We start from the raw sequence: 23,306 nt of genomic DNA, 5'->3' as shown, positions 1-23,306 counted from the left end.
ATTTGCCTTGCACGACCGGCTTTTTGGCTCGCCGCTCTACCGCAACGCTCGGCACTTAAAGATAAAAGGTATTGGGGTGGAGCGAACAGCCTGGCAACGGTAGCGTTGAAGCTAAGCGGCCTAGTATGACGGCTGGCCGTCCCCCACGGCCAGCTGTCAATTCCAGCGAAAAGCTTAGCCGGCGGCTGACTCGACTTTGCTCTTGGCACCGCGATTGAAGCGCACCGCCATCGCTTGCCGCAACGTTTCCACCGCGGCGCCCTTGCCGGCAATTTTCAGCGAGGCGTAGGCATCCAGGCAGAAGCTGTAAATATCGCTGCCCAGCGCCATATCGGTATCGTCCCCGCGCGCCTGCAAATCCCGCAGCCGATGTAACCTGGGCCGCAGTTGGTCAAGGCTGGTCATGTCCGCTTGCGCCTCTGCCATGTTCAAATTGGGCGGAATCGCTTGAGCGTTTTGTCCTGCCAACAGCATGGTCTGCCGACAGAACGCTTCGGTTTTATCGCCCATCTTCAGAATATTGCGGCGCTGGTCGGGCGACAGCGACGCGAAGCTGGCGCGAAACTTACCGCTGTGCAGACGCAATGCGCAATCCAACTTGGCTTTAGCAACATCGATACCGAGATAAAAATGGGACATGAAAACCTCAAATGATCTACCTTGTGAATGCAGGCTGCCGGAAACCGGGCCGAAGAGACTGTCCGATCGTTGATCGAGGGTGGGTCGCTGCTGCAAAGATCTACGCCGGGGATTTCGAAATCCAAGCTCCGATACGGCATCCAGCGACCCAAACCTGAGGTGCCCCTCAGGTGTGTTTTCACGAATTACTATTCTTTGAAAAGCACGCTTGGATAATACAAGCTCCGAATAGCAAAGCGTATTCGGAGGAATGAAGGGGACTTTCGATTATTGTTTGCCTTATTTGCGGGAGCGCATATTCCTAAAGTTTTTATTCAACATACGTCCGATTACGCTGCGCTAATCGGACCTTGTATTATCCACCCGTGTTTTTCAGGAGATAATGAAATCTCGCAAAACATGCCTGAGGGGCACCTCAGGTTTGGGTCACTGGATGCCGTATCGGACCTTGGACTATTGAAGCCCGAGACGTAGACCCCTGCAGCAGTGACCCACCCTCGATCAACGATCGGACAGTCTCTTCGGCCCGGATTCCGGCAGCCTGCATTCACAAGGTAGATCATTTGAGGTTTTCAATGTCCCATTTTTATCTCGGTATCGATGTTTCAAAAGCCAAGCTGGATTGCTCATTACGCTTGTCCAACGGTAAGTTTCGCGCCAAAGTGGTTCCCAATTCGCTTGAAGGCTTTACAGCTTTGTTGACGTGGCTAAACGCCCAAAAAGCTGAATCCGTGCAGGTCTGCATGGAAGCGACCGGCATTTATTGGGAAGACGTTGCTCAGCATCTGGCAACCAACGGCTTAACTGTCAGCGTCGTCAATCCGGCACAAATCAAAGCTTATGGCGCTTCACGGCTCACCCGCAGCAAGACCGATACGGTCGATGCTAAACTCATTGCCGATTTCTGCGCCGAACGCAAACCATCCGCTTGGCAACCCCGTTGCGAGGCGGAAGTCACGTTACGCGCACTAGTGCTGCGCCTGGACGCCCTGCAAACCATGCGCACCCAAGAAAGCAACCGTTTGCAGGTGGCTCGCGAAGCGGTGCGCGAGGACATTCAGCAGCATCTGAATTGGCTGGATACCGCTATCCAACAATTGATCGACGCCATCAATGATCACATTGATCGCCATCCCGATCTCAAGCAACAGCGCGAATTACTCGACAGCATCCCCGGCATTGGCGAGCGCACCAGCGCTATTATCCTAGCGTTCTACGCCGATACCTCGCGCTTCGCCAATAGCCGACAAGCCGCAGCCTTTGCCGGACTCGATCCTAGGCAATACGAATCGGGTAGTAGTATTAAGGGCAAACCCAGACTCTCCAAAATAGGCCACTCGTTCTTGCGAAAAGCCATGTATATGCCAGCCATGGTCACATTGTATAAAACCGCCTGGGGGAAACAATTCAGGAACCGATTAGCCTGCGCCGGTAAGCCCAATAAACTCATTATCGGCGCCATGATGCGAAAATTGATTCATGTGGCGTTCGGCGTCTTAAAATCCGCCAAACCCTTCGATTCGGCTATTCATTTGGCTTGACTTGGATAACAGTATCTACCGCGCTAGAACCACGCTACCGCGCTAGAACCACGCTCATTCCGACGACGCTGTACTTCAATGGCTCGCAATCCAGCCTTCTCCAGCTCTTGATGAAATGGAGATACTTCCACACCCTCTTCGCATGGAATCCATCGCGGAATACCTAAGCTCAATGCCAAATTTGAGAACATTGTAAATGCTTGCAACAACACCCTAGCCTTGGCTCTCTCACTCTCATCGATTTCAATATCTCGGAATCTCGACACCTCCGTATAACTTTCAGGTTGAGAACCTTGTGGTAGAGATATAACTGAATCAAGACACATCGGAGGGCCGTTTTTTTCAAAGCGCTCAACTACAGGCAAAATATCCAAGAACGGAACTGTCCTCCAAGCGTTGAGTATTTTTACTTTGACGTAATAGGCATCTGTCCATTTTGCGATTTTGCAAAGACGTTCCTGAATCTCCGCTACTCCTCTCAACACGTTAAAGAGATAGTTTAGGTCAACAATTCGGTACTTTTTAGCGGCATATTTATTCAAGATACCTATGAAGCGGTCGGTGTAATCGTAACCATCCAATTCAGTTTTCAAGCTTTGTATTGTCTCAACTTCATACAGAGGTAGCGGGATAATAATATCGCTTACAAGATCAAGGCCTAGCCTCCACGTAAGAGAAAGATTATTCGGGTCATTTCCATTTAGTTGTCGTCCAATGAACCCTTCAGCAGAGGTATGAACAGTGTCGAACGGGATAGTGCTTGCTCCGTCGAGAGTCGCTAAAACGGATCTTATTTCGTCCTCATTGGCATCTATCCATATACCCTGCTCAGCCCATCGGTCCGCTACAAGCATGACTCGAACATAAGGTTTCAACTTTTCATAGTCGGAGAACTCAGGGTCACGGTCATACCATTTTTTGTGCTGCTGTTTAATGTCGTCAGCACGTCGCCAGAGTTGATCTAATACGAACCTATCATTTTCGGGCTTTGGTTCTGAAGCATCAGAAACACGCCTGTAAATGACCCCGCTTTTGTGGACATGCGGAGCAGTGACGCTTTGAGGCACCCACGTGCAAATAACGCAACGGTCCTTTTCTAATCCAATTTTTTCGACCGGCCCCCACAGAACCTTTGTCTCAAAATACGGGGTTGGATTAATGTGATCTGCTGCGGACTTCCTCATGCGTTGTAGAACAGCATCAACTTCATTTCTTTCTACTCCTGGAAAAGCTCCAGCAACTGGATTTTCCTTAGAGTCTTCGTCGATACCAACAAAAAACCAACCACCATATGTATTTGCTAATGCGGACAGTGACTTGGCAATATTTGTCGAGGTTGGTGCTTCTCGCTTGTACTCTATGTACCAACCCTCGAATGTATGCTTGAGATTCAACAAGTCCGAACTTTCTAAATCGCGAATTGGTTTATTAAAGGGCGAGTATGTTTGCATAGCTATCGGTTTTGGGGGGTAATCCTAACATTTGGAAACCAAACTATATGAAGACCGGCAGAATCAGGGATCATCGCAGCCATCAATCCATTTTGCAGTTGCCCGGTATTTTCGAAAACAGGGATGGTTTTCTCCCGTATGCCGCGCCGAGCACCGGAGCTTTTGGTGAGAATTGCCCGAAGGGGTGCGGCAAGGATGCCGCACGTCGGCGGAGGGGCTGGGAAGCCCCTTCTGCCGACCCTCAGCAAAAGCGAGGAGCGCAGGGATTAAGCGGCGTCCGGGTAGCCTTTTCTTTGGATACTTTCTTTTGGCCACGCAAAAGAAAGTATCTCGGCTGTCGGGCCGAGACCCGACATTAAAAACCAGCCGTCGCGCTAGCGACACCTGATTGGAAAATCTCCCCTAGCCCCTCGGCAACCGTTCCGGACGTTGCCCTACCTCCTGAGTCCATGCAGTCGTCTTTTCCAAAGAGGGGAAATAAGCAGAATTCACAGTTTTTGGCTAACGTTTGATCAAAAAGTAATTCGAAAAGCCTATTCCAAAACATCCGCGGTTTTGCGCCCAACCCCAAAACTCTCCAACAACATTAACCCCACGCCAACACAAATCGCCGAATCGGCAATGTTAAACGCCGGCCAGTGCCAGTTTTGGTAATAAACATCCAGAAAATCGATGACATAGCCATAAGCCACCCGGTCGATCAGATTGCCGATAGCACCGCCCAATACCAGAGACAAGGCTACCGCCATCAGGGTTTCGTGTTTTTGCAGGCGATGCAGCCAAACCGCAATGATGCCGCTCATCACCACGGCTAAGCCGGCGAACAGCCAGCGCTGCCAGCCGCCGGCCTGGGCTAGAAAGCTGAATGCCGCACCGGTGTTATGCACGTAGGTCAGATTGAAATACGGAAGCAAGGGGATCGACTCAAATAGCTGCATCGAACCGTCCACCGCAAGCTTACTGGCTTGGTCCAACACCAGTGTGACTGCGGAAATCCACAACCACTTAAGCATAACGACGGGTCTCGCCATTGCCGGCGACGTTTTCCACGCAGCGGCCGCACAGTTCCGGATGCTCGGGGTTTTCGCCGATGTCGTAGCGTTGGTGCCAGCAGCGGACGCATTTTGGATGCTCGGACACCGTTACTTTCAGTTTCACGCCGTCCAGTTCGGTCGTTACCGCATCGTCCGGGCAGAATTGCATGTCGGCGACGCCGGCGTTGGAGGTGATAAAGACAAAATGCAGCTCGCTCGCCAGTTTGTTTAGCTCCGCGCCATAAGTCTCGTCGCAATACAATTCCACTTCCGCATTTAAAGAGGCACCGATGGCGCCTTTGCCACGCAACTGCTCCAGTTCTTTGGAGACCACGGTGCGCACCGCCATGACTTTGTCCCAAGTATCGCGACTGATCGTAGCGTTGGCGTCCAGCGGAAACAGGCCTTCGTACCAGGTTTCCAGAAACACCGACTCGCCGCGTTGACCGGGAATGACTTGCCAGATTTCGTCGGCGGTGTAACTGGTGATGGGCGCCAGCCAGCGGGTCAGTGCTTCAATGACATGGTACATCGCGGTTTGCGCGGAGCGGCGGGCCAGGCAATCTTCCTTGGCGGTGTATTGTCGGTCCTTGATGATGTCTAGATAAAAGCCGCCCAAGTCGATGCTGCAGAAAGTCAGCACTTTTTGGTAAATGCTTTGGAATTGATAGGCGCTGTAAGCGGCTTTGATCTCTTCCTGTAATTGCCAGGCTTTATCGACCGCCCAGCGGTCTAGGGCCAGCAAATCGTCCTTGGCCACCAAGTGATGGGCCGGGTCGAAGCCGTCCAAATTGGAGAGCAGGAAGCGCGCGGTGTTACGCAAACGGCGGTAGCCGTCGGAGGTGCGTTTCAGAATCTCGTCGGACACCGACATTTCGCCGCGATAATCGGTGCCGGCCACCCACAAGCGCAACACGTCCGCGCCCAGCGATTTCATCACAGTTTGTGGCAGTACCACGTTGCCTTTGGATTTGGACATTTTCTTGCCTTCGGCATCGACGGTAAAGCCGTGGGTCAAGACTTGTTTGTAAGGCGCGACATCGTTCATCGCTACCGATGCCAACAGGGAGGACTGGAACCAGCCGCGATGTTGATCCGAGCCTTCCAAATACAGGTCAGCCGGGAAGCGCAGTTGCTCGCGGCGCTCCAAAACCGCCGCATGGGTCACGCCGGAATCGAACCAGACATCCAGCGTGTCGGTCATTTTTTGGTAGTGCTCGGCATCGGCGCCGATCAGTTCCGCCGCGTCCAGTTCAAACCAGGCGTCTATGCCTTGTTGTTCGATGCGTTTGGCCACTTGTTCGATCAATTCGCCGGTACGTGGATGCAGTTCGCCGGTTTCTTTATGCACGAAAAAGGCAATTGGCACGCCCCAGGTACGCTGGCGAGAGATACACCAGTCCGGACGGTTATTCAGCATGGCTTCGATACGGGCCTGGCCCCAATCCGGTATCCACTCTACCCGCTTCACTTCATTCAAGGCGGTATCGCGCAGGCCGTTTTTCTCCATGGAGATGAACCATTGCGGGGTGGCGCGGAAAATGATCGGGGTTTTGTGGCGCCAGCAATGCGGATAGCTGTGCAGCAAGGCGTGGTGATGCAGCAGTTTGCCGCGTTCGCGCAACACTTCCAGCACTTTTTCGTTGGCGGTAAACACATGCAGGCCGGCGAACAATTCGGTGCTAGGCAAAAACACGCCGTTGCTGCCGACCGGATTGTCCACCGGCAAGCCGTATTTCATCCCTACCACATAGTCTTCCTGACCGTGGCCGGGAGCGGTGTGGACCGCGCCGGTACCGGCATCGGTGGTGACGTGGTCGCCCAAGATGACGGGCACTTGCCGGTCGTAAAACGGGTGTTGCAGCAGTTGATTTTCCAATGCTGCGCCTTTGCAGTAGCCAACGATGTGATGCTCGCCGATACCGTAACGGAGTACCGCGTCTTTCAACAACGCTTCGGCGATGACCAAGCGCTCGGTTTGGCCGTCGATCTCGCATTGCACGACCGCGTATTCCAGATCCGGATTCAAAGCCACGGCCTGGTTGGCTGGCAGTGTCCAGGGCGTGGTGGTCCAGATCACCACCGACAGCGGGCCTTTGCCTTCGCGGTCACCGGCGTGATGGCACTTGGCCATGAAAGCGTGTTCATCAACGACGGCGAAGCGCACATCAATGGCCGGCGAATGTTTGTCTTCATATTCCACTTCCGCCTCGGCGAGCGCCGAGCCGCAATCGGTACACCAATGCACCGGTTTGGCGCCCTTGCTAAGATGGCCGTTGGCGGCGATTTTGCCCAAAGCGCGGACGATGTCGGCTTCGAAGGCAAAATCCATGGTTAAGTAAGGGTTGTCCCAATCGCCCAAGACACCCAGGCGGATGAATTCTTCTTTCTGGATATTGACTTGTTTCTTGGCGTAGGCTCGGCACTCTTTACGGAATTCGGCCGGAGTGACTTTGACGCCGGCCTTGCCGACCGATTTTTCCACCATCAACTCAATCGGCAAGCCGTGGCAATCCCAGCCCGGCACATAAGGCGCATCGAAACCGCTGAGGGTTTTGGATTTGACGATGATGTCCTTCAACACTTTGTTGACGGCGTGGCCGATGTGAATCGCACCGTTGGCGTAGGGAGGGCCGTCATGCAGCACAAATTTAGGTCGGCCGGCGCAAACCTCGCGAATTTTTTGGTACAGCTGATTTTCGTTCCATTTTTTCAGCATCTCCGGTTCGCGTTGCGCCAGATTGGCTTTCATCGCAAACTCGGTCTTGGGGAGGTTCAGGGTTTGTTTGTAATCCATGGTCATGATGTTGTCTGCGTTGCATTCCAGCGGCTGGGTGCGGACTTAGGCCGCTGAAAATAACGGTTGCGCCGATTAGCCGAATGAGTCTAAGGATGATAGTAAACGCGCGATTTTAGCACCAAGTGCCAAGTGGCATAAAGCCTACTCGGCGCTGGACCTTGAACCGTGCTAAAAATAGACGGGACGGCGTCGGCGAGTTACCATCGGCTAGCGTATCCGGTTTGCTGATTTAGGAAATTTACCGACGGGTTTATGCGTGGCACAGAGCCGGCAAACTACTGGTCCGGCACGCGCAAAAAGTTACTTAAGCACACACAAGGGGCTCAACCATGCAACATAAACGCGCCACCACCCAGGTTCAGATTCACGACTTGATCGCCAGCCGTTGGAGCCCGCGGGCTTTTGCCGTGGATAAAATGGTCAGCCACCCGGATTTAACCGCGTGCCTGGAAGCGGCGCGCTGGGCGCCGTCTTGTTTTAACGACCAACCTTGGCGCTTTGTGGTTTGCGACAAATCCAGCAATCTCGCAGCCTGGGAAACCGCGCTATCGGTGATTGTCGAAAAAAACCAGCTCTGGGCCAAAAACGCCCCAGTGTTCATCTTGACGGTGGCGATGCAGAATTTTAATCACAACGGCAAAACCAACCGCTTTGCCGCTTACGACACCGGCGCCGCCACGCTGAGCTTATGCTTGCAAGCCAACGCCTTAGGTTTGATTACCCATCAAATGGGCGGGTTCGATGCCGATAAAGCCCGGCAAGTGCTGAATTTACCGGACGACAGCACGCCGATGGCGATGTTGGCGTTAGGCTATCAAGCCGAGGCGGATAACTTAGCCGAAGAGTTTCAAGCCGGCGAACAGGCGGAACGCAGCCGTGCGGCCCTGGAGCAACGGTTTTATCTCGGACAATGGGGCGAGGCATTTAAATAAGCGTCGCCGATATTCATGAACTGCGATTGCCTTGAGTCGCGCCAATGAAAAATCTTAAAACCTCCTATGCGCGCAGCCTGATCGAGGCCAGTCTCGATCCGCTGGTGACTATCAGCGCGGAAGGGAAGATCATGGACGTGAACAGCGCTACCGAAAAAGTCACCGGCGTACCGCGGCAGCAATTGATCGGCAGCGATTTTTCCACTTACTTTACCGATCCGCAAAAAGCCCGCGACGGTTATCGCCTGGCGTTTTCGCAAGGCAAAGTCACGGATTATCCGCTGGCTATCTGCCATACCTCCGGCCAGATCACCGAGGTGATGTACAACGCCTCGGTTTATCGGGATGAAAAAGGCGACGTCGCCGGGATTTTTGCTGCCGCGCGGGACGTTACCGCCTTAAAAAAAGCCCAAACCGAATTGGAAGCCGCGATTTTGCATATGCAATTAATCCGCGAGATGACTGATCTTTTACAGAGCTGCCAAAAAATGGACGAAGCTTATCCGATTATCAAAGCGGCATTGGTACGTTTGTTTGCCGATTCCGTCGGCGGTCTGTATATGCTGGACGCCGCTGGCAATTCACTGGTGCTGGCTGATGCTTGGGGAAGCGGCGAAAGCGAACTGGAAGCCGTGTTTACCCCGGACGAATGCTGGGGCATGCGGCGCGGCTGCATTCATATGGCGCGCGTCGGCCAGAGTATCAATCCGGTTTGCAGCCACGTAAAACCGGGAACCAGCCCTTATCTGTGCATTCCGTTGCTAGCGCATTCGCGCGCTTTGGGTTTGATTTACATCGAACACCGGTTTACCAGTGGCCACCCGGAAGATATTCAGCGCGAGCTGTCGATAGCCGAAGCCGCCGCCGATAGCGCCCGGCTGGCCTTGGCGAATTTGAGCTTGCGCGAGGAATTGCACGAGTTATCGATCCGCGATCCGCTCACCGGCTTGTTCAATCGGCGTTTTCTGGAAGAAGTGTTGGACCGGGAATTATTGCGGATGAGCCGTTGCGGCAAAATGCTGGCCGTGGCGATGGTAGACATCGATCATTTTAAAATTTTTAACGATAACTACGGCCATGACGCCGGTGACGAAGTTTTGAAAAAAACCGCGCAATTGATGAACGGCTTTCGGGAAGGCAGCGATATGGTTTGCCGCTTCGGCGGTGAAGAATTCGTGGTGGTCACGACTGAAATCCAGCCGGACAAAATCTTGCAACGTCTGGACGCTTTGCGTGTGGCTATCGAAAGCTTATCGCTGAAGTTTGGTAATCATCAGTTACCGCAGGTGACGGTATCGATAGGTGTGGCGATTTATCCGGTGCATGGCGGCACCCGGCTCGATCTGTTAACTCGTGCCGACCAAGCGCTTTACGTCGCCAAGGAAGCCGGCCGCAATCGGCTTGTCGTCGCGGATGAAGAGGCAGATGTGGGGTGACTGCTAAAATCCCACCTTCTAGGGGGAAAGGGTTTTTATGGATGCCTACTAAGGCGCCGGCGTTTGGCGCGGTTGATAAGCAAACGGTTTAGCCAGCGGTTCGCCGACAAAAATCCCCTGGCCGGGTTGGGCGACGCTTTTCCAGTAAGCTTCAATCACAGTGCTGCCGCGCAAGTAGAAATACATCAATACGCCCGGATTGGGAAACTTGGCCGGGAAATTACAGGGTTCCACCACCGCGCCATAACTGGCGGTAGCGCCGGCACGCAGCCATTCGGTGATGTTCATCTGGTCGCTGCCCGACATCACGCCGCCCGTGGACGTGAGATGGTCGGCAACAGCGCCCGGTAAATAGCGGTTATCCGCCAGATGCGGCACTTTGGTCAGTCCGGTGAAATAAAACATCACATCCTGTCGTCCCTCAATATACTCTTGCTCCAGATAATGCACAGGCCAAAAACTGGCCAGTGATTCGGCCACTTTCGGAAACATTACCGCTCGAGAACTGCGCGCCTGGTCCGAGGTTTTTAACAAGTATGCTGAGCCTTGCGGATGCGAATAATCCGAGGCGACACCGGTATCGATCAGTTTTTTCGCTTCCGCGAAGGTCTTGCCGGCCACGGCCATGGTGGGCCGCCAGCCGTGGGTTTTAAACGGTTTATCGGTTTCGGAGGTGAAATAAGGGCTGTTATGGGTTTGTACGCAGCCTTTGGCACAAAAGGATTCGCTAAAACCCGCTGCGAAGGCTGTGGTGATGGACATGCAATCGACGCGAAACGGTTGCAGCCAGGTCAGCGCGTAGGCCTGCACATGTGCCGGCGTTTTTTGATCGACTTCCTGCTTCACTTGCTCAAATTGTTGTTTGGACAACACGGCCTGATTCGGTGCAAAACGCACATGTATCATCTGCTCGGCTGGGATTTGCCGCTGCTTTTGGTAATACTCGGCAATTTGTACGCTCAAGGGATCGGCGTCGTTGACGATGACGGCCAGATCTTGGCCGGTCAGCGCCGAGGAAGGCCGGTACATCGGCGAGACCGGGGCGGCCAATGTGGGCGAGCAAAGCAGCTGGCTGAGGATAAGCCCGAGCAGGGCAAATTTGCATGACTTAACGGGAAACACACGTTACTCCGTGAGGTTGGCGGTCGAATTTATCGGATCGGTCACTTTAACCGGACACACATTAAATGCAACACTCATTGTAAAATTTTTCGACAGTGGGCAAGGTGCGAGTTTAACTTGTCCGATTAAACCCGGCCTTTGAATGTCGCGGGAATCAGGAATCCGGGGCATTTAAAGCTTGGATGGATAAATACGTTAATTTTAATTTTGCGGATAGTCATTATGGATGCCATAGCCAACATACCGACAGTTGCTCATGTGATTCAACAAGCGGTCGCTCCGGTTTTTCTGCTGTCCGGCGTTGCCGGTATTTTGGCGGTATTGACCAACCGCCTGGGACGCACCGTGGACCGGTTTCGTTTGCTCAGTGAGCTTGATGGCGCGCAAGCCGAGCAACATCATCCGGAATTGCAAATCTTGACGCGGCGGGCACGTTGGAACCAATGGTCCATCATCCTGTGCACCAGCTGCGCCTTGCTGGTTTGCCTGTCCATCGTCGTCATGTTTGTTGGCGTGGAATTGGCCATCGATCTCTCGGATGCCGTCTCTCTTTTGTTTGTGGCATCAATGATGGCGCTAATAGCCGGTCTTTTGTGTTTTCTTAGAGAAATCATCTTGGCAACGGGCATTTTAGCCCTGCTCAAACGGCCTTAAGCTATCCAGCCATTCCGCAGATTATTGCCCAAGCATCAGCTAACCGAATGCGGCATAAGCGGCGTAGCCCAAATTAGCGACGGCTAGGCCTATCAGGGTGAAAATAGTGATTTGCATGCCAAGCACTCGTTGATCCAGATTCGCGCGCAGCAAGCCCCGGGCGTGGACTATTCGACCCAGGATGATCGCAAAACCGCCGATATGCAGCAGCGCGGCATGTCCGCCGCTTAATTCCAGCAGCGCCAATAAAATCAACAATATCGGTATGTATTCCGTAGCGTTGCCTTGGGCGCGGATGGCGATTTGCAAATCGGTCTCGCCGCCATCGCCGAAAATCACTTTTTTTGCCCGGCGCAATTTGATAACTCTCTGTGACAACCCGGCTATTAGCAAGGCCGCCAAAGCGGCATATACGGCACTGATCACATTATTCTCCCGCGGTTTTGCTGTTGAAATTTCAGTAGTTGAAATCCTGGAAAGTTCCTGCCATCAAACGAACCTTTAAATCTCACTCCACTGCTAACTGGACAATCGCCTGTGCCGGAGTGTCGTTATCAAGGGCAGGGCAATAACTAAAGTTTTTAGCAAGAACATTATTCATCCGTCACAGCCGACGTTTGCTGTAAACGCACCGCAAGCACCAGCGTCCAGATGGAAAGCACGCCGGTTGCCCAGTGTTCGAACAGGCCGGGGGTTTGGATAGGATTGGCCTCCCAAGTCATCAGCAGCAGCAAAGTCGTCGCCAGCAAGCCGCTACCAATCGAGTAAGCGCTAAGTATGCCCAGCCACGCATGGCGTCGGAATACCACACCGCAAACAAGCGTTGCCAGAATAGCCGCGGAAAACCCGGTCATCGCAAACAGCCGATGTAATTCCTGGCTGGACGACAAGCCATCGCAGCCGGGGTCGCAGGCGAATACGCCGGCCCCAATCCGCCCAATTCCGTCCAGACCAATCAGCGTGGCGAGCAGCGCCGACCGCCAACCTTCGCGCAAAGTGGTCGGGACGACGAATGCAAAGCACACATACAAAAAACCGGCGAACCCGAAGCCGATGTAGCGCATCGGTATTTCCGTAATACTGCCGCGTTCGCCCAATTCGCTGATGTACTGATAGCTGTGGCTGAACTCCGGGCGCATGGCACCCGCCAAACCAATCAGCGCTAGCCAAATGACCGGTGCCGCGATGCCGCTAAAGATGCCAAATCGGCCTGGATTCATCCGCAAATCTCGTCACGTAAAAATACTAGTTTATCCCGTCCAGCTTAGCCGTGCGTAGTGCATTGACTAACTGCATCTCTAAGGTAGCCTTCAGATCACGGGGGGCTAGTGGTGCAAAACTCAGTCTGTTACGGCGCATACAAGAAGAAATCATTAGCACCCCCACCGCAAACGACAGATTTTGTTTGGATTGATCGGCTGACAGAGGACAACATGGGTAATGTTTTGATTGTAGGAGCCAGTAGCGGGATTGGTGCCGCACTTGCGGGTTTGGCTCAGCCGCACTGTCAAATTTACTCGTTAAGCCGTTCTGCTGCGGTGCCGAACGTGTTCAAACATTTTAGTTGCGATGTAGCAAGCGACGCATTGCCGACCATTGATGAACCCTTGCAAGGCTTGGTGTATTGCCCCGGCAGTATCAACTTAAAGCCTTTCGTCAGGATCAAGCCCGAGGAATTTATCGCGGATTTTCAACTTAACTTGATCGGCGCCGTGCGCTGCTTGCAGCACTATCAGCGCAATCTGCAAGCGGCGGAGGGTGCTTCGGTCGTGCTGTTCAGCACGGTGGCCGTGCAAACCGGGTTTCCTTTCCATGCCACGGTCTCGGCATCCAAGGGCGCGATAGAGGGTTTGACCCGTGCCTTGGCGGCGGAATGGGCGCCAAAAATCCGAGTAAACGCAATTGCGCCGTCATTGACCGACACGCCGTTAGCGGAAAGTCTCTTGCGCGAAGACAGCAAAAAGCAGGCTGCTGCGGCGCGACACCCGCTGAAACGTCTGGGTGCAGCGGAGGATATTGCCCAGATGGCCTGGTTTTTACTGTCCGAAAATGCCGCCTGGATTACCGGGCAAGTCATGCATGTCGATGGGGGAATGTCTGCTATCAAGACTTGATAGCCGCTGAAAATTGCTTTGCAGCGCCAGGCTGCGCGGAGACTTGATGAATAAGCTCTATCATACCGTGGTGATTGGTGGTGGCTGCCTCGGCGCGGCATGCGCTTTTTCGGTACAACGCCGGCTGGGCAATAACAGACATAAAGTCGCCATTATCGAGAAAAAAGTTTTGGGTGCCGGTCTTAGCTCCCGGCATAGCGCCATCGTCCGCTCCGCCAATGCGTCGCCGATGGCGGCCAGGATGGCTAAAATGGCCACCCAATATTGGAAAAATCTCAAACCTCTTTGGGGCGTCAACATCCCCTACGAGCAACCGGGCGCTATCTGGATTGCAGAAAATACCCCCGACAGCCGTGCCGAAAGTTGGACGGCGCTGGAGCAAATGCTGCAACAGGAAGGCATAGGCTTTGCGATGCTTGCTCATCGCGACGTGATGGATCTGAGCCGCCAAGCCCTAAAAACCGTGCCGGACGAAATTTATTACTACGAACCGGACGTTCTGCAGTTGGACTCGCCGCAGATATTAAATGCCATGCAAACGGCGGCTAAAAAGAACCGCATCGATGTGCTGGAGCATTGCGAAGTCATAGACTTTGAACGTGCCGGGCAAGGTATCAGCGCCATTAATACTAGCCAGGGCAAAATATTTGCCGAACATGTGATCAACGCCGCCGGGGCTTGGAGCGCGGAATTATTTGCCGGTATCGGCTTAAGTATCCCGGTGGCTTTGGAACCGGTGTATGCCGCCAATTTTTTAGTGAGCGCCGATGACATTCCCGAAGGTATGCCCATCATTGCCGATTATGTCAATCAAGCCTATTTTCGGCGCTGGCGCGGCAGCATTTTGCACATGCACCAACCTCGTAGCCGCAACGGCAAGGATATTGCCCGCTCGTTTAGCAGAGCGGTGATGAATCCGGAGGGCGCCAACGTTTTTTATGACGCGCTGAGTTTCAATGTTACCCATCAACAGCTCGACAATTATCTGGGTAAAGTGATTAATCGTTTCCCGAAAATCGGCAAGCCGGTTTATGCCGGCGGCTATCATTCGTTTTTCGATATTACCCCGGATTTGAAGTTTATCTTAGGCCAAGACACCCAATTGACTAATTTGTACCACTGCTTGGGCGCCGGTCAGGCTTTGAAATATGCGCCAATTTTCGGAGAGCTCATTGCCGATTTAATTATTGAAGGCAATGTGACGGCAAAGTCTATTGATATTGCAGAATTTTCCATAGACAGGTTTTCGAATAACGATATATCCCAGTTTTGGCAGTCCAATGCACTGAAGAAAAACAGCTTGTAAATTCTAGTTATTATTAATCGAGGAGTTAATCCATAGAAGGGATTTATTTTGCCCATTATTTTTATTGAGTTTTTATAAATTTGCAGTTGATTTGTAAATATTCGACAAACCTATTTTTTATGGAATAGTGAGTGAGCGTAAGCTGGTAACTAAATACTCTAAAAGTCGAGTAATTTATTAGCGAGCCAAAAATATAGTTTTTAGTGATTAAATTATATTAAACATAAATATTAATTAGTGGGGATTGACTCATGAAAACATCAAGTAGTATTTACCGTTTTATCCGCACCTCAATTGCCATCGGCTCAATTGCATTGTTTTTTAATCCTGTGACAGTTCAAGCCTCCGACCATGAATCAGAATGCTTTAACTCGGTGCAAGGCAAAATCCCCTGGAATGACGAGAAAAATATGAATTGGGAGCCCAAAAACGTCAAGCAACTCTGTGCCGGAACGACTAAACCCGCAGAGCCTGGCGCATGCTTTCTAAGCGTACTGGACGGCCGAGTGAACTGGGGAAAGGGTATCAGTTGGGATTGGCAAAATATTATTAATCTCTGCGCCGGCACCAATAATGCCAAAAACACAGTAGAGTGCTTCCAGAATGCCACAGGAAAAGGTTTGGATTGGCGAGACGCAATATTGTTTTGTCAGCGCGCTGATAAGTAGTGCTTTAATTTACGCTATCAGTGTTGTTTAGCTTTATTACGGGTCTTGAGCTTGTCGGATAATAGTGAGCCGCTAACGCCGACAAGCTCAGTTTGAACTTTAAATTAGAGGGATCACAAAATATATGCGGTACGGGAAGTAAGATAAAAGTCTAAGCGCCTATATTGGTTGAGACTTCATTCAATATTTTGTATCTGCTCACGCATCTGTTCGATAAGCACTTTTAAATCGATAGAAATCTGCGTCATTTCCCGGTCAGCGGACTTGGAGCCCAGGGTGTTGGCTTCGCGGTTCATTTCCTGCATTAAGAAATCCAGGCGGCGGCCGGTGGGTTCCGGTTGTTTTAGGGTGCGCAGTACTTCGGCGACATGGGTTTCCAAGCGATCCAGCTCTTCGGCTACGTCAAGCTTTTGCGCCAGCAACACCAATTCCTGCTCCAAGCGATCAAAATTAGGTTCGGCGACCATTTCCAGCACCCGGCTGGTAAGCTTGCTACGCAGGTTATGCAGCACATCCGGCATGCGTTTGTGAGCCGCTTCCACCAGCAAATTAATCTTCTGACAGCGGTCTTCCAGAAGTTGCGCCAGTTGCGCACCTTCGCGGGCGCGGGTTTCCAGCATTTTGTCCAGGGTTGAGTCCAGCAACTGGACGATTTTATCGCGTAGCGCGTCCTTGTCGGTTTCGGTTTCTTGTTGCACCCCCGGAAACGCCAACACCTCCAGCGCGGAAAACGGCTGCGGGTTGTTCATCAACGCTTCGATACCGACTGTAGCGGACAACAGTTTTTCGACTATTTCCCGATTGATATTGAAGCTGTTGTCACTGGCTTGTTTTTTGTAACTCAAGGCGCATTCGATTTTGCCGCGCTTAAGTTTATCGGCAATCAGGCGGCGGGCGTCGGCTTCGACAAAGCGCAGTCGCTCCGGCAACTTGACGCTAACATCGCTGTAACGATGGTTGACCGAACGTAATTCGCAAAGGATGGTCAGATTGTCGGCGCTTATTTCGCCGTCCGCGAAAGCGGTCATGCTTCTTATCATTTTTCACCTATAATCGTTACGCTTAACCCGCGCAGCTTGCACATGGCCGAATACTACGATCCAGAAACTTATCCCAAGGAATGGAATTACCTTCAATCGGGAACCATTATAGATCAGTACATGATCGAGCGGGAATTGGCGCACGGCGGCTTCAGCTCGGTGTATCTGGCCAGACAACTGGCCGATCAAATTCAGGTGGCGATTAAAGAATATCTACCGCGCAAACTGGCGCACCGCACCTGGAACAACCTAGTCGTACCCAATAATGAGGAGGCCAAGACGCTGTTCATGCGCGGCCGCTCCTTATTCTTTGAAGAAGCCAAAGTACTGGCGATGCTCAAGCATCACAATATTGTCGATGTGATTAATTTCTTCCAGGCCAACGACACCGTGTATATGGTGATGACTTACGACTATGGCATCACGCTGGACAAAATCCTGCACAAACGCAGCCTGCCGATTAACGAAGCCTTCCTGCTGACGGTATTCAAGCTGTTGCTGACTGGTGTGGAAGCGGTGCATCAAAAAGGTCTGGTGCATCTGGACATCAAACCCGCCAATATTCTGATCCGCAGTGAAAACGACCCCTTGCTGCTGGATTTTGGGGCCATCCGCAAAATCACGCTGGACCCGCAACGTAACCGCGCCAAGGTGCTGACCAATGGTTATTCGCCTATCGAGCAATACGATAACAATGGCAATCTCGGGCCGTGGTCGGACATTTATGCGGTGGGCGCCAGCATGCGCGCCTGTCTGGATTATAAAATCCCGCAGCCCTCGCCGGACCGCATCAAACAGGACGATTTGGCGCCGGCTGTGAAAGCGCATAAACGGCATTTTCCGGAGTATTTACTCAAAGCGATCGATTGGGCCATGGCGGTTTTTCCGGAGAACAGACCGCAAAGCGTGGCGGAGTTACAGCAGGCTCTCAAGCCTGGCAATAGTTAAAAATCCGCCCGCTAAAGCCAGTATAATGCCCGCAATTTATATACCAGCGAGATGAATATGAGACCAAGCGGACGCAACCCCGATCAACTGCGCGAAATACGCTTTACCTGCAATTACACCAAACACGCCGAAGGTTCAGTGTTAGTGGAATTTGGCGATACTCGGGTTTTGTGCACCGCCAGCGTCGACAATAGCGTCCCGCGTTTTCTAAAAGGTAAAGGCGAAGGTTGGGTTACCGCTGAATACGGCATGCTGCCGCGCTCCACCCACAGCCGAATGGACCGCGAAGCCGGTCGCGGCAAACAAGGCGGCCGTACTTTGGAAATCCAACGTCTGATCGGCCGTTCCTTGCGCGCCGCCATCGACTTAAAAGCCCTCGGCGAAAACACCATCACTATCGATTGCGATGTGATCCAGGCCGACGGCGGCACTCGCACCGCATCCATCACCGGCGGTTTTGTCGCGCTGTCGATTGCGATCGAACACCTGTTAAAAACCCACAAGATCAAGAAAAACCCGCTACACGGCCAGGTCGCGTCGGTGTCGGTCGGCATTTATAACGGCGTGCCGGTGTTGGACTTGGACTATGCCGAAGACCACCAAGCCGAAACCGATATGAACGTGGTGATGAACGAAGCCGGCCACTTCATCGAAGTGCAAGGCACTGCGGAAGGCCATGCCTTTAGAAAAGACGAATTAAACGCCATGCTAGAGCTGGCTGAGTTGGGCATCAACCAATTGATCGAAAAACAGCAAGCCGCATTGCGGGAAGCCAAAAAGCCCGCGCCGCTGCGAGTCGTGCTGTAAAAAAATGAGTTCGATCGTTTTAGCCAGCGGTAATGCCGGCAAAATTCGGGAAATTCAGGCCATCCTGCAAAACGACCAGATCCTGCCGCAATCGCAATTCAAGGTGGTAGAGCCGGACGAAACCGGCGCGACCTTCATCGAAAACGCCATCATCAAGGCCCGCAACGCTGCATTACACTGCAACTTGCCGGCCATCGCCGACGATTCCGGTTTGGCGGTGGATGCGCTGGGCGGCTCGCCAGGAGTAATTTCGGCGCGTTATGCCGGCATCGGCGCTTCCGATCAAGCGAATCTGGACAAGTTAATAGAAGAAATGCGCGACGTGCCGGACGCAGAACGCAGCGCGCGTTTCATCTGCGTGATGGTTTATCTACGCCATGCGTTGGACCCGACGCCTATCATCGCTCAAGGCGTCTGGGAAGGCCGGATTCTGCGGCAAGCGGTGGGTGAAAACGGCTTTGGCTACGACCCGGTGTTCTGGGTCGAGCAATATCAATGCTCGTCGGCGCAGCTGGCCCCGGAATTAAAAAACGCCCTCAGCCATCGCGGCCAGGCTTTGCGGGCGCTTAGTCAACAACTTGCCGGGCTGTGAATCGGCTACAGCAGATAGCCGAACAATTTTCCGGCCTCGGCAGCAACCCGCAGATCAGCCCGCTGGGTAACGGCCTGATCAACGATACCTATCTCGTTACCCCGCACGACGGCAACCGCTTTGTGTTGCAAGGCCTGAACGGCCGGGTATTTCCGCAACCGGAACGGGTCATCGCCAATCTGCAACGGCTGAATCGGCACATCGGCTCTCAGCGTGCCGCCGATCTGCATCTGCAAATCCCCGCCATGCTTTCCACGGTGGCTGGAGCAGCGAGTTACCGCGACGACAGCGGCCAAGTCTGGCGAGCGTTGCAGTTAATTGAGCCCGCCGAAAGCCGCGAGCACATCAGCAATCCGGCGGAAGCCAGCCAAGTCGGTTTTGCCCTGGCGCACTTCCACAAGCTATGCGCCAATCTGCCCGCCGCTGAACTACACGACACTCTGCCGGGCTTTCATATCACGCCAAGCTATTTTGAAACTTATCGGCAACGGCTGGCGCAGCCGTTGCAAGTCACCGTCGATGCGGCATTTAACCAATGCCGGGATTTTATCGACCGGATGCAGCAACAAATCCCCGTCCTGGAACAGGCCAAGCAGCGCGGCGAACTGCGCGAACGGGTGATCCACGGCGACCCGAAACTGAACAACTTTCTATTCGAACCCGGCAGCGACCGCATCGTCAGCCTGATCGATCTGGACACCGTCAAACCCGGCCTAGTGCACTACGACATCGGCGACTGCCTGCGCTCCTGCTGCCACAACCCCAGCAACAACGAATTCGACCTGGCCCGCTGCCAGACCCTACTGGAAAGCTACCTGCAAGAAGCCGGCGAGTTTTTCAGCGCCGACGACTACGACTATCTCTACCCGGCCATCTGGCTGATTCCGTTCGAACTGGGCCTACGCTTTTTCAGCGATTACCTGGACGGCAACCAATACTTCAAAGTTAGCGCGCCCCGGCAAAACTTAGAACGGGCGCAGGCGCTATTTGAATTGTGCGGGAGTATCGAGCGGCAAAAAGGGGATTTACAGCAATTGTTAGCCAAGCGTATAGGCTAATTGCATAACTGCCTTGAGTTTTAAAACTTCTAAGGACAAATTTCCGTCGAAGGCTTGTTGCTGAACAATCAAAGTCACTAGGCCATTTCAATTTGCAACCCAACATAAGGATGTCAGAATTGAGTGGCTGAATTCAGCAACTTCGATTCGCCCGTCATCTGGTTGTGACTATTTTATCTCCAGTGTAAGTCATGATTTGGCTGGCGAAGAGGCCGTGTCAACATGCTGGTTTAAATTAGGAACTGCATGGTCTGGCGCTGGAAGAAGATTACCGTGAGCTATCCATTATCTGAGAACAGAGTTATAAAGTTATCTGGCGTTTGCTACGTATCTGATTGAGTGAAAAAATCAGGCGAGAGCCTCCGCTAAGGTCGAAATTAATCGATCATGAAATCTCCGTGCAACGGAAGAAAAAAGGATCTTGTGACAGCAACAAACCCCAACGAGACATTAACCCGAACCGAGTTGATTGATTCCCAGCTCGCCCGTGCCGGTTGGTCCAAGCAGCGCAAAATGCTGCTTGAAGAAGTGTTGTTGCAAATCGCCACGCCGGACCAACCTTACGGCAAAGACCAATTCGCCGATTACGTCTTGCTTGGTTCCGACGGTAAGCCGTTGGCAGTCGTTGAAGCCAAACGCACTTCGCGTGACGAGTTGGCAGGCAAACGCCAAGCGGCCGACTACGCCGAAGCCATAAAAGCCAAAACCGGCACCGACCCGTTTGTATTCTTGACCAACGGCAAGGAAATCCAGTTTTGGGATCGAGACCGCTACCCGCCGCGTAAGATCGCCGGTTTTTACACCCGCGATGATCTGGAACGTCTAAGGCACCAAAAGCAATACGCGCTGCCGGTGAGCGAAGTCGCTATCAGTGCCGAGATTGCCGGCCGCGATTATCAAAACGAAGCGATCCGTCGAGTGACCGAAGGCATCGATGCCGCCAAACGAAAATTTTTGTTGGTCATGGCAACCGGGACCGGTAAAACCCGCACCACCATTGCCTTGGTCGATACCCTGCTACGGGCCAAGCGTGTGCAAAAAGTGTTGTTTCTGGCAGACCGCCGGGAATTGGTTCGCCAAGCCATGTCCGAATTCAAAACCCATCTGCCTAACGAAAGCTTGAGCCGAATCGAAGGCGGAGCAACGTCCGGTGCGCGCATTCAATTCGCCACCTATCCCAGCATGATGCAGGTTTATCAACGTCTGTCGGTGGGGTGTTACGACCTAATCGTCGCCGACGAAAGCCATCGCTCCATCTATCAACGCTATAAAGCCATCTTCGATCATTTCGATGCTATCCAGCTGGGTCTTACCGCCACACCGACCGACTACATCGACCACAATACCTTCGAACTGTTCGACTGCGGTGACGGCCTGCCGTCCTATTACTACAGCTACGAACAAGCGGTCGCAGATAAGAATTTGGTTAATTACCGGGTATTGGATGCGCAAACCAATTTCCAGTTGCAAGGCATTCAGGGCGATGCGTTGCCCGAGCCGCTGCAACAAATGGCTCGCGACCAAGGCGTCGAACTCGACGAACTCAACTTCGACGGCAGCGACATTGAAAAAGGCGTCATCAACCAAGGCACTAACGACGCCATCGTCCGCGAATTCATGGACAAATGCCGAAAAGATGCGCGCGGCTTACCGCATAAAACCATCATCTTCGCCGTCAGCCATGCCCACGCCAAACGCTTGTACGAGAGCTTCAACCGCCTCTATCCGGAGTTACAACGCCAGGGCATGGCGGAAATCATCGACAGCCACATGGAACGCGCCGATGCCACGCTGGACGATTTCAAATACAAAACCATGCCGCGTGTTGCCATCTCGGTGGACATGCTCGATACCGGCGTTGACGTGCCGGCCATCCAAAATCTGGTGTTCGCCAAACCGGTATTCAGCCGGGTCAAGTTTTGGCAGATGATCGGACGCGGTACCCGGCTCCACATCGACAAAGCCACCGGAGAAGTTAAAAAAGACTTTCTGATCATCGATCATTGGAAAAACTTCGCCTATTTCAAACTCAAGCCGGACGGTGAGTTGGACCATCCCAGCGAACCGTTGCCGGTACGTTTATTCCGTTTGCGTTTGGAAAAATGGAGCACCTTGCACGCCCAACAGCTCGATACCCAGTCCGCCATTGATGAACTGCAAGCCATGCTGGCCGTGTTACCTCGGCAAAGCATCAACGTGCGGCCGCACTGGGACGAACTGGACCAACTACTCGCGCAGTGGCCGCAGCCCGATCATTTAGCGATCGAGCATCTCAGCAAAACCATCGCTCCACTGCTGCGCTTGGTATCGCTCTGCGGGCTCGACGAACTGCAATTTCGCGTTTGGTGCGAGCGTCTAACCGTGGCCTGGTTAAAATCGGATGAGACCGAACAGCTGACTGTAAAACAGCGCATTCAAGAGGCCATTGCCAGCTTGGCCGACAACATTCCGGAAGTCCGCAAAGTGCAGGAACAACGGGCTTGGATTGCTACCGCCGGATTTTGGGAGCATTTGGATTTGGCGCGCCTAAATAGTTTGCAAGCGACTTTCGCGCCATTGATGCGTTACCGCACGGCCGTGCCCAAAAATACCGTGGAAATTAACCTGCCGGATGCCATCAGCCAACGCAGTTGGATCATTTACGGCCCCAGCGGCGAAGGTGCCTTCGCGGAAAGCTACCGCGAGCAGGTCGAAGCCTGGGTCAAACGTCTGGCTGATGAACTCCCTGCTTTGGACAAACTAAAAAGCGGCGAAATCCTCAGCGACGACGAACTCGACAGCATCGCCGCCACCCTGAATCAAGCGGATTTGTTCGTCACCGAAGACACCTTGCGCAAAGCCTTTGAAAACCAAACCGCCGCGTTGCCGGATTTCCTGCGCCACATTCTGTGCGAAGATGCCCGCTTGCCGGACCGCGAACAGCGCATCAATCAAGCTTTCGATGCCTACATTGCCCAACACGGCTATTTGCGCGCCAACCAGCTTAACTATTTGCGCGCGGTCAAAGCCGCCGTATTACGCCACGGCCGGATCAGCCGAGCCGCCCTCAGCGAACCGCCGTTATCCCGCGTCGGCCGGGTGGAAGCTCTGTTTCCGCCGCAAGACATCGAAGAACTCGTCGCCTTCGCCAACCAATGGGTTGACGATGCGGCTTAACCCACCAG

General features: G+C 53.0%; 20 protein-coding genes. 12 read left to right on the top strand and 8 right to left on the bottom strand.

The window, feature by feature from the left end:
• Positions 1-174: 174 nt before the first annotated feature.
• Positions 175-639: a hypothetical protein gene (locus DDY07_RS19535; protein ID WP_171697106.1), complete on the bottom strand. Its 465-nt coding sequence runs from the start codon at positions 637-639 to the stop codon at positions 175-177.
• A gap of 575 nt (positions 640-1,214) precedes the next feature.
• Here DDY07_RS19535 and DDY07_RS19530 point away from each other — a divergent pair.
• Complete coding sequence (locus tag DDY07_RS19530) at positions 1,215-2,180, top strand: IS110 family transposase (RefSeq protein ID WP_171694354.1); 966 nt, start codon at positions 1,215-1,217, stop codon at positions 2,178-2,180.
• A gap of 23 nt (positions 2,181-2,203) precedes the next feature.
• Here the strand turns inward: DDY07_RS19530 and DDY07_RS19525 are convergent, their stop codons facing one another.
• From DDY07_RS19525 to ileS, 3 genes are all read right to left on the bottom strand, one after another.
• A complete protein-coding gene (locus DDY07_RS19525; protein WP_171697105.1) occupies positions 2,204-3,631 on the bottom strand; it encodes a helix-turn-helix domain-containing protein in 1,428 nt (475 codons plus the stop codon).
• A gap of 533 nt (positions 3,632-4,164) precedes the next feature.
• On the bottom strand, positions 4,165-4,644 hold the full coding sequence (lspA, locus tag DDY07_RS19520) for a signal peptidase II (protein ID WP_171697104.1): 480 nt from the start codon (positions 4,642-4,644) through the stop codon (positions 4,165-4,167).
• Entirely contained in the window at positions 4,637-7,468 is a 2,832-nt protein-coding gene (gene ileS / locus DDY07_RS19515; RefSeq protein WP_171697103.1) for an isoleucine--tRNA ligase, read from the bottom strand. The genes lspA and ileS overlap by 8 nt, the downstream gene beginning before the upstream one ends.
• A gap of 326 nt (positions 7,469-7,794) precedes the next feature.
• On the opposite strand from ileS, the gene DDY07_RS19510 reads away from it, so the two are divergent.
• Together DDY07_RS19510 and DDY07_RS19505 are read left to right on the top strand one after the other, a co-directional pair.
• On the top strand, positions 7,795-8,397 hold the full coding sequence (locus tag DDY07_RS19510; RefSeq protein ID WP_171697102.1) for a nitroreductase family protein: 603 nt from the start codon (positions 7,795-7,797) through the stop codon (positions 8,395-8,397).
• A gap of 44 nt (positions 8,398-8,441) precedes the next feature.
• Entirely contained in the window at positions 8,442-9,833 is a 1,392-nt protein-coding gene (locus tag DDY07_RS19505) for a diguanylate cyclase (RefSeq protein ID WP_171697101.1), read from the top strand.
• 48 nt (positions 9,834-9,881) lie between these two features.
• On the opposite strand, the gene DDY07_RS19500 is transcribed toward DDY07_RS19505, so the two are convergent.
• Positions 9,882-10,955, bottom strand: a complete 1,074-nt coding sequence (locus DDY07_RS19500) for a TIGR03790 family protein (RefSeq protein ID WP_171697100.1) — start codon at positions 10,953-10,955, stop codon at positions 9,882-9,884.
• Between the two features lie 222 nt (positions 10,956-11,177).
• Between DDY07_RS19500 and DDY07_RS19495 the strand changes: the two genes are divergently transcribed.
• Positions 11,178-11,609 (top strand): DUF2721 domain-containing protein, encoded by a 432-nt coding sequence (locus tag DDY07_RS19495; protein WP_171697099.1) that lies wholly within the window; start codon positions 11,178-11,180, stop codon positions 11,607-11,609.
• Between the two features lie 39 nt (positions 11,610-11,648).
• Here DDY07_RS19495 and DDY07_RS19490 read toward each other — a convergent pair whose 3' ends face one another.
• Both DDY07_RS19490 and DDY07_RS19485 read right to left on the bottom strand, forming a co-directional pair.
• A complete protein-coding gene (locus DDY07_RS19490; RefSeq protein ID WP_033157552.1) occupies positions 11,649-12,035 on the bottom strand; it encodes an MAPEG family protein in 387 nt (128 codons plus the stop codon).
• A 167-nt stretch (positions 12,036-12,202) separates the two neighbouring features.
• Complete coding sequence (locus DDY07_RS19485) at positions 12,203-12,829, bottom strand: DUF998 domain-containing protein (RefSeq protein WP_171697098.1); 627 nt, start codon at positions 12,827-12,829, stop codon at positions 12,203-12,205.
• Positions 12,830-13,042: 213 nt separating this feature from the next.
• Here DDY07_RS19485 and DDY07_RS19480 point away from each other — a divergent pair, with 213 nt between their 5' ends.
• The 3 genes from DDY07_RS19480 to DDY07_RS19470 all read left to right on the top strand — a co-directional run bounded on the left by DDY07_RS19480 (position 13,043) and on the right by DDY07_RS19470 (position 15,697).
• Positions 13,043-13,723 (top strand): SDR family NAD(P)-dependent oxidoreductase, encoded by a 681-nt coding sequence (locus DDY07_RS19480; protein WP_171697097.1) that lies wholly within the window; start codon positions 13,043-13,045, stop codon positions 13,721-13,723.
• Between the two features lie 46 nt (positions 13,724-13,769).
• The gene (locus DDY07_RS19475) at positions 13,770-15,029 is read left to right on the top strand and encodes an FAD-binding oxidoreductase (RefSeq protein ID WP_171697096.1); all 1,260 of its coding nucleotides are present in this window, start codon (positions 13,770-13,772) and stop codon (positions 15,027-15,029) included.
• 251 nt (positions 15,030-15,280) lie between these two features.
• Positions 15,281-15,697 carry a hypothetical protein gene (locus DDY07_RS19470; RefSeq protein WP_171697095.1) on the top strand — a complete coding sequence of 139 codons (417 nt, stop codon included), beginning with the start codon at positions 15,281-15,283 and terminating at the stop codon, positions 15,695-15,697.
• Positions 15,698-15,873: 176 nt separating this feature from the next.
• On the opposite strand, the gene DDY07_RS19465 is transcribed toward DDY07_RS19470, so the two are convergent.
• Positions 15,874-16,725, bottom strand: coding sequence for a YicC/YloC family endoribonuclease (locus DDY07_RS19465; protein ID WP_253734545.1), 852 nt, complete (start codon positions 16,723-16,725; stop codon positions 15,874-15,876).
• Between the two features lie 54 nt (positions 16,726-16,779).
• On the opposite strand from DDY07_RS19465, the gene DDY07_RS19460 reads away from it, so the two are divergent.
• The 5 genes from DDY07_RS19460 (at position 16,780) to DDY07_RS19440 (ending at position 23,298) form a co-directional block, all read left to right on the top strand.
• The gene (locus DDY07_RS19460) at positions 16,780-17,685 is read left to right on the top strand and encodes a serine/threonine-protein kinase (protein WP_171697093.1); all 906 of its coding nucleotides are present in this window, start codon (positions 16,780-16,782) and stop codon (positions 17,683-17,685) included.
• A 57-nt stretch (positions 17,686-17,742) separates the two neighbouring features.
• Positions 17,743-18,492 carry a ribonuclease PH gene (gene rph, locus DDY07_RS19455; protein WP_171697841.1) on the top strand — a complete coding sequence of 250 codons (750 nt, stop codon included), beginning with the start codon at positions 17,743-17,745 and terminating at the stop codon, positions 18,490-18,492.
• Positions 18,493-18,496: 4 nt separating this feature from the next.
• The gene (rdgB, locus tag DDY07_RS19450) at positions 18,497-19,084 is read left to right on the top strand and encodes an RdgB/HAM1 family non-canonical purine NTP pyrophosphatase (RefSeq protein WP_171697092.1); all 588 of its coding nucleotides are present in this window, start codon (positions 18,497-18,499) and stop codon (positions 19,082-19,084) included.
• Positions 19,081-20,142: a phosphotransferase gene (locus tag DDY07_RS19445; RefSeq protein ID WP_171697091.1), complete on the top strand. Its 1,062-nt coding sequence runs from the start codon at positions 19,081-19,083 to the stop codon at positions 20,140-20,142. Before rdgB ends, DDY07_RS19445 begins: the two co-directional genes overlap by 4 nt.
• A gap of 423 nt (positions 20,143-20,565) precedes the next feature.
• A complete protein-coding gene (locus DDY07_RS19440) occupies positions 20,566-23,298 on the top strand; it encodes a DEAD/DEAH box helicase family protein (RefSeq protein ID WP_171697090.1) in 2,733 nt (910 codons plus the stop codon).
• Positions 23,299-23,306: the final 8 nt, after the last annotated feature.

The sequence above is a fragment of the Methylomonas sp. ZR1 genome (assembly GCF_013141865.1).
In the GTDB taxonomy this organism is placed as follows: Bacteria; Pseudomonadota; Gammaproteobacteria; order Methylococcales; family Methylomonadaceae; genus Methylomonas.
Note: the sequence above shows the minus strand (reverse complement) of the source record. Positions and strands in the feature narration are given on the sequence as shown.

Bases quoted from the DNA above. Each gene is read 5' to 3' on its own strand.
- DDY07_RS19535 (WP_171697106.1), bottom strand. From the start codon at position 639: ATGTCCCATTTTTATCTCGGTATCGATGTTGCTAAAGCCAAGTTGGAT.
- DDY07_RS19530 (WP_171694354.1), top strand. From the start codon at position 1,215: ATGTCCCATTTTTATCTCGGTATCGATGTTTCAAAAGCCAAGCTGGAT.
- DDY07_RS19525 (WP_171697105.1), bottom strand. From the start codon at position 3,631: ATGCAAACATACTCGCCCTTTAATAAACCAATTCGCGATTTAGAAAGT.
- lspA (WP_171697104.1), bottom strand. From the start codon at position 4,644: ATGCTTAAGTGGTTGTGGATTTCCGCAGTCACACTGGTGTTGGACCAA.
- ileS (WP_171697103.1), bottom strand. From the start codon at position 7,468: ATGACCATGGATTACAAACAAACCCTGAACCTCCCCAAGACCGAGTTT.
- DDY07_RS19510 (WP_171697102.1), top strand. From the start codon at position 7,795: ATGCAACATAAACGCGCCACCACCCAGGTTCAGATTCACGACTTGATC.
- DDY07_RS19505 (WP_171697101.1), top strand. From the start codon at position 8,442: ATGAAAAATCTTAAAACCTCCTATGCGCGCAGCCTGATCGAGGCCAGT.
- DDY07_RS19495 (WP_171697099.1), top strand. From the start codon at position 11,178: ATGGATGCCATAGCCAACATACCGACAGTTGCTCATGTGATTCAACAA.
- DDY07_RS19485 (WP_171697098.1), bottom strand. From the start codon at position 12,829: ATGAATCCAGGCCGATTTGGCATCTTTAGCGGCATCGCGGCACCGGTC.
- DDY07_RS19480 (WP_171697097.1), top strand. From the start codon at position 13,043: ATGGGTAATGTTTTGATTGTAGGAGCCAGTAGCGGGATTGGTGCCGCA.
- DDY07_RS19475 (WP_171697096.1), top strand. From the start codon at position 13,770: ATGAATAAGCTCTATCATACCGTGGTGATTGGTGGTGGCTGCCTCGGC.
- DDY07_RS19470 (WP_171697095.1), top strand. From the start codon at position 15,281: ATGAAAACATCAAGTAGTATTTACCGTTTTATCCGCACCTCAATTGCC.
- DDY07_RS19465 (WP_253734545.1), bottom strand. From the start codon at position 16,725: ATGACCGCTTTCGCGGACGGCGAAATAAGCGCCGACAATCTGACCATC.
- DDY07_RS19460 (WP_171697093.1), top strand. From the start codon at position 16,780: ATGGCCGAATACTACGATCCAGAAACTTATCCCAAGGAATGGAATTAC.
- rph (WP_171697841.1), top strand. From the start codon at position 17,743: ATGAGACCAAGCGGACGCAACCCCGATCAACTGCGCGAAATACGCTTT.
- rdgB (WP_171697092.1), top strand. From the start codon at position 18,497: ATGAGTTCGATCGTTTTAGCCAGCGGTAATGCCGGCAAAATTCGGGAA.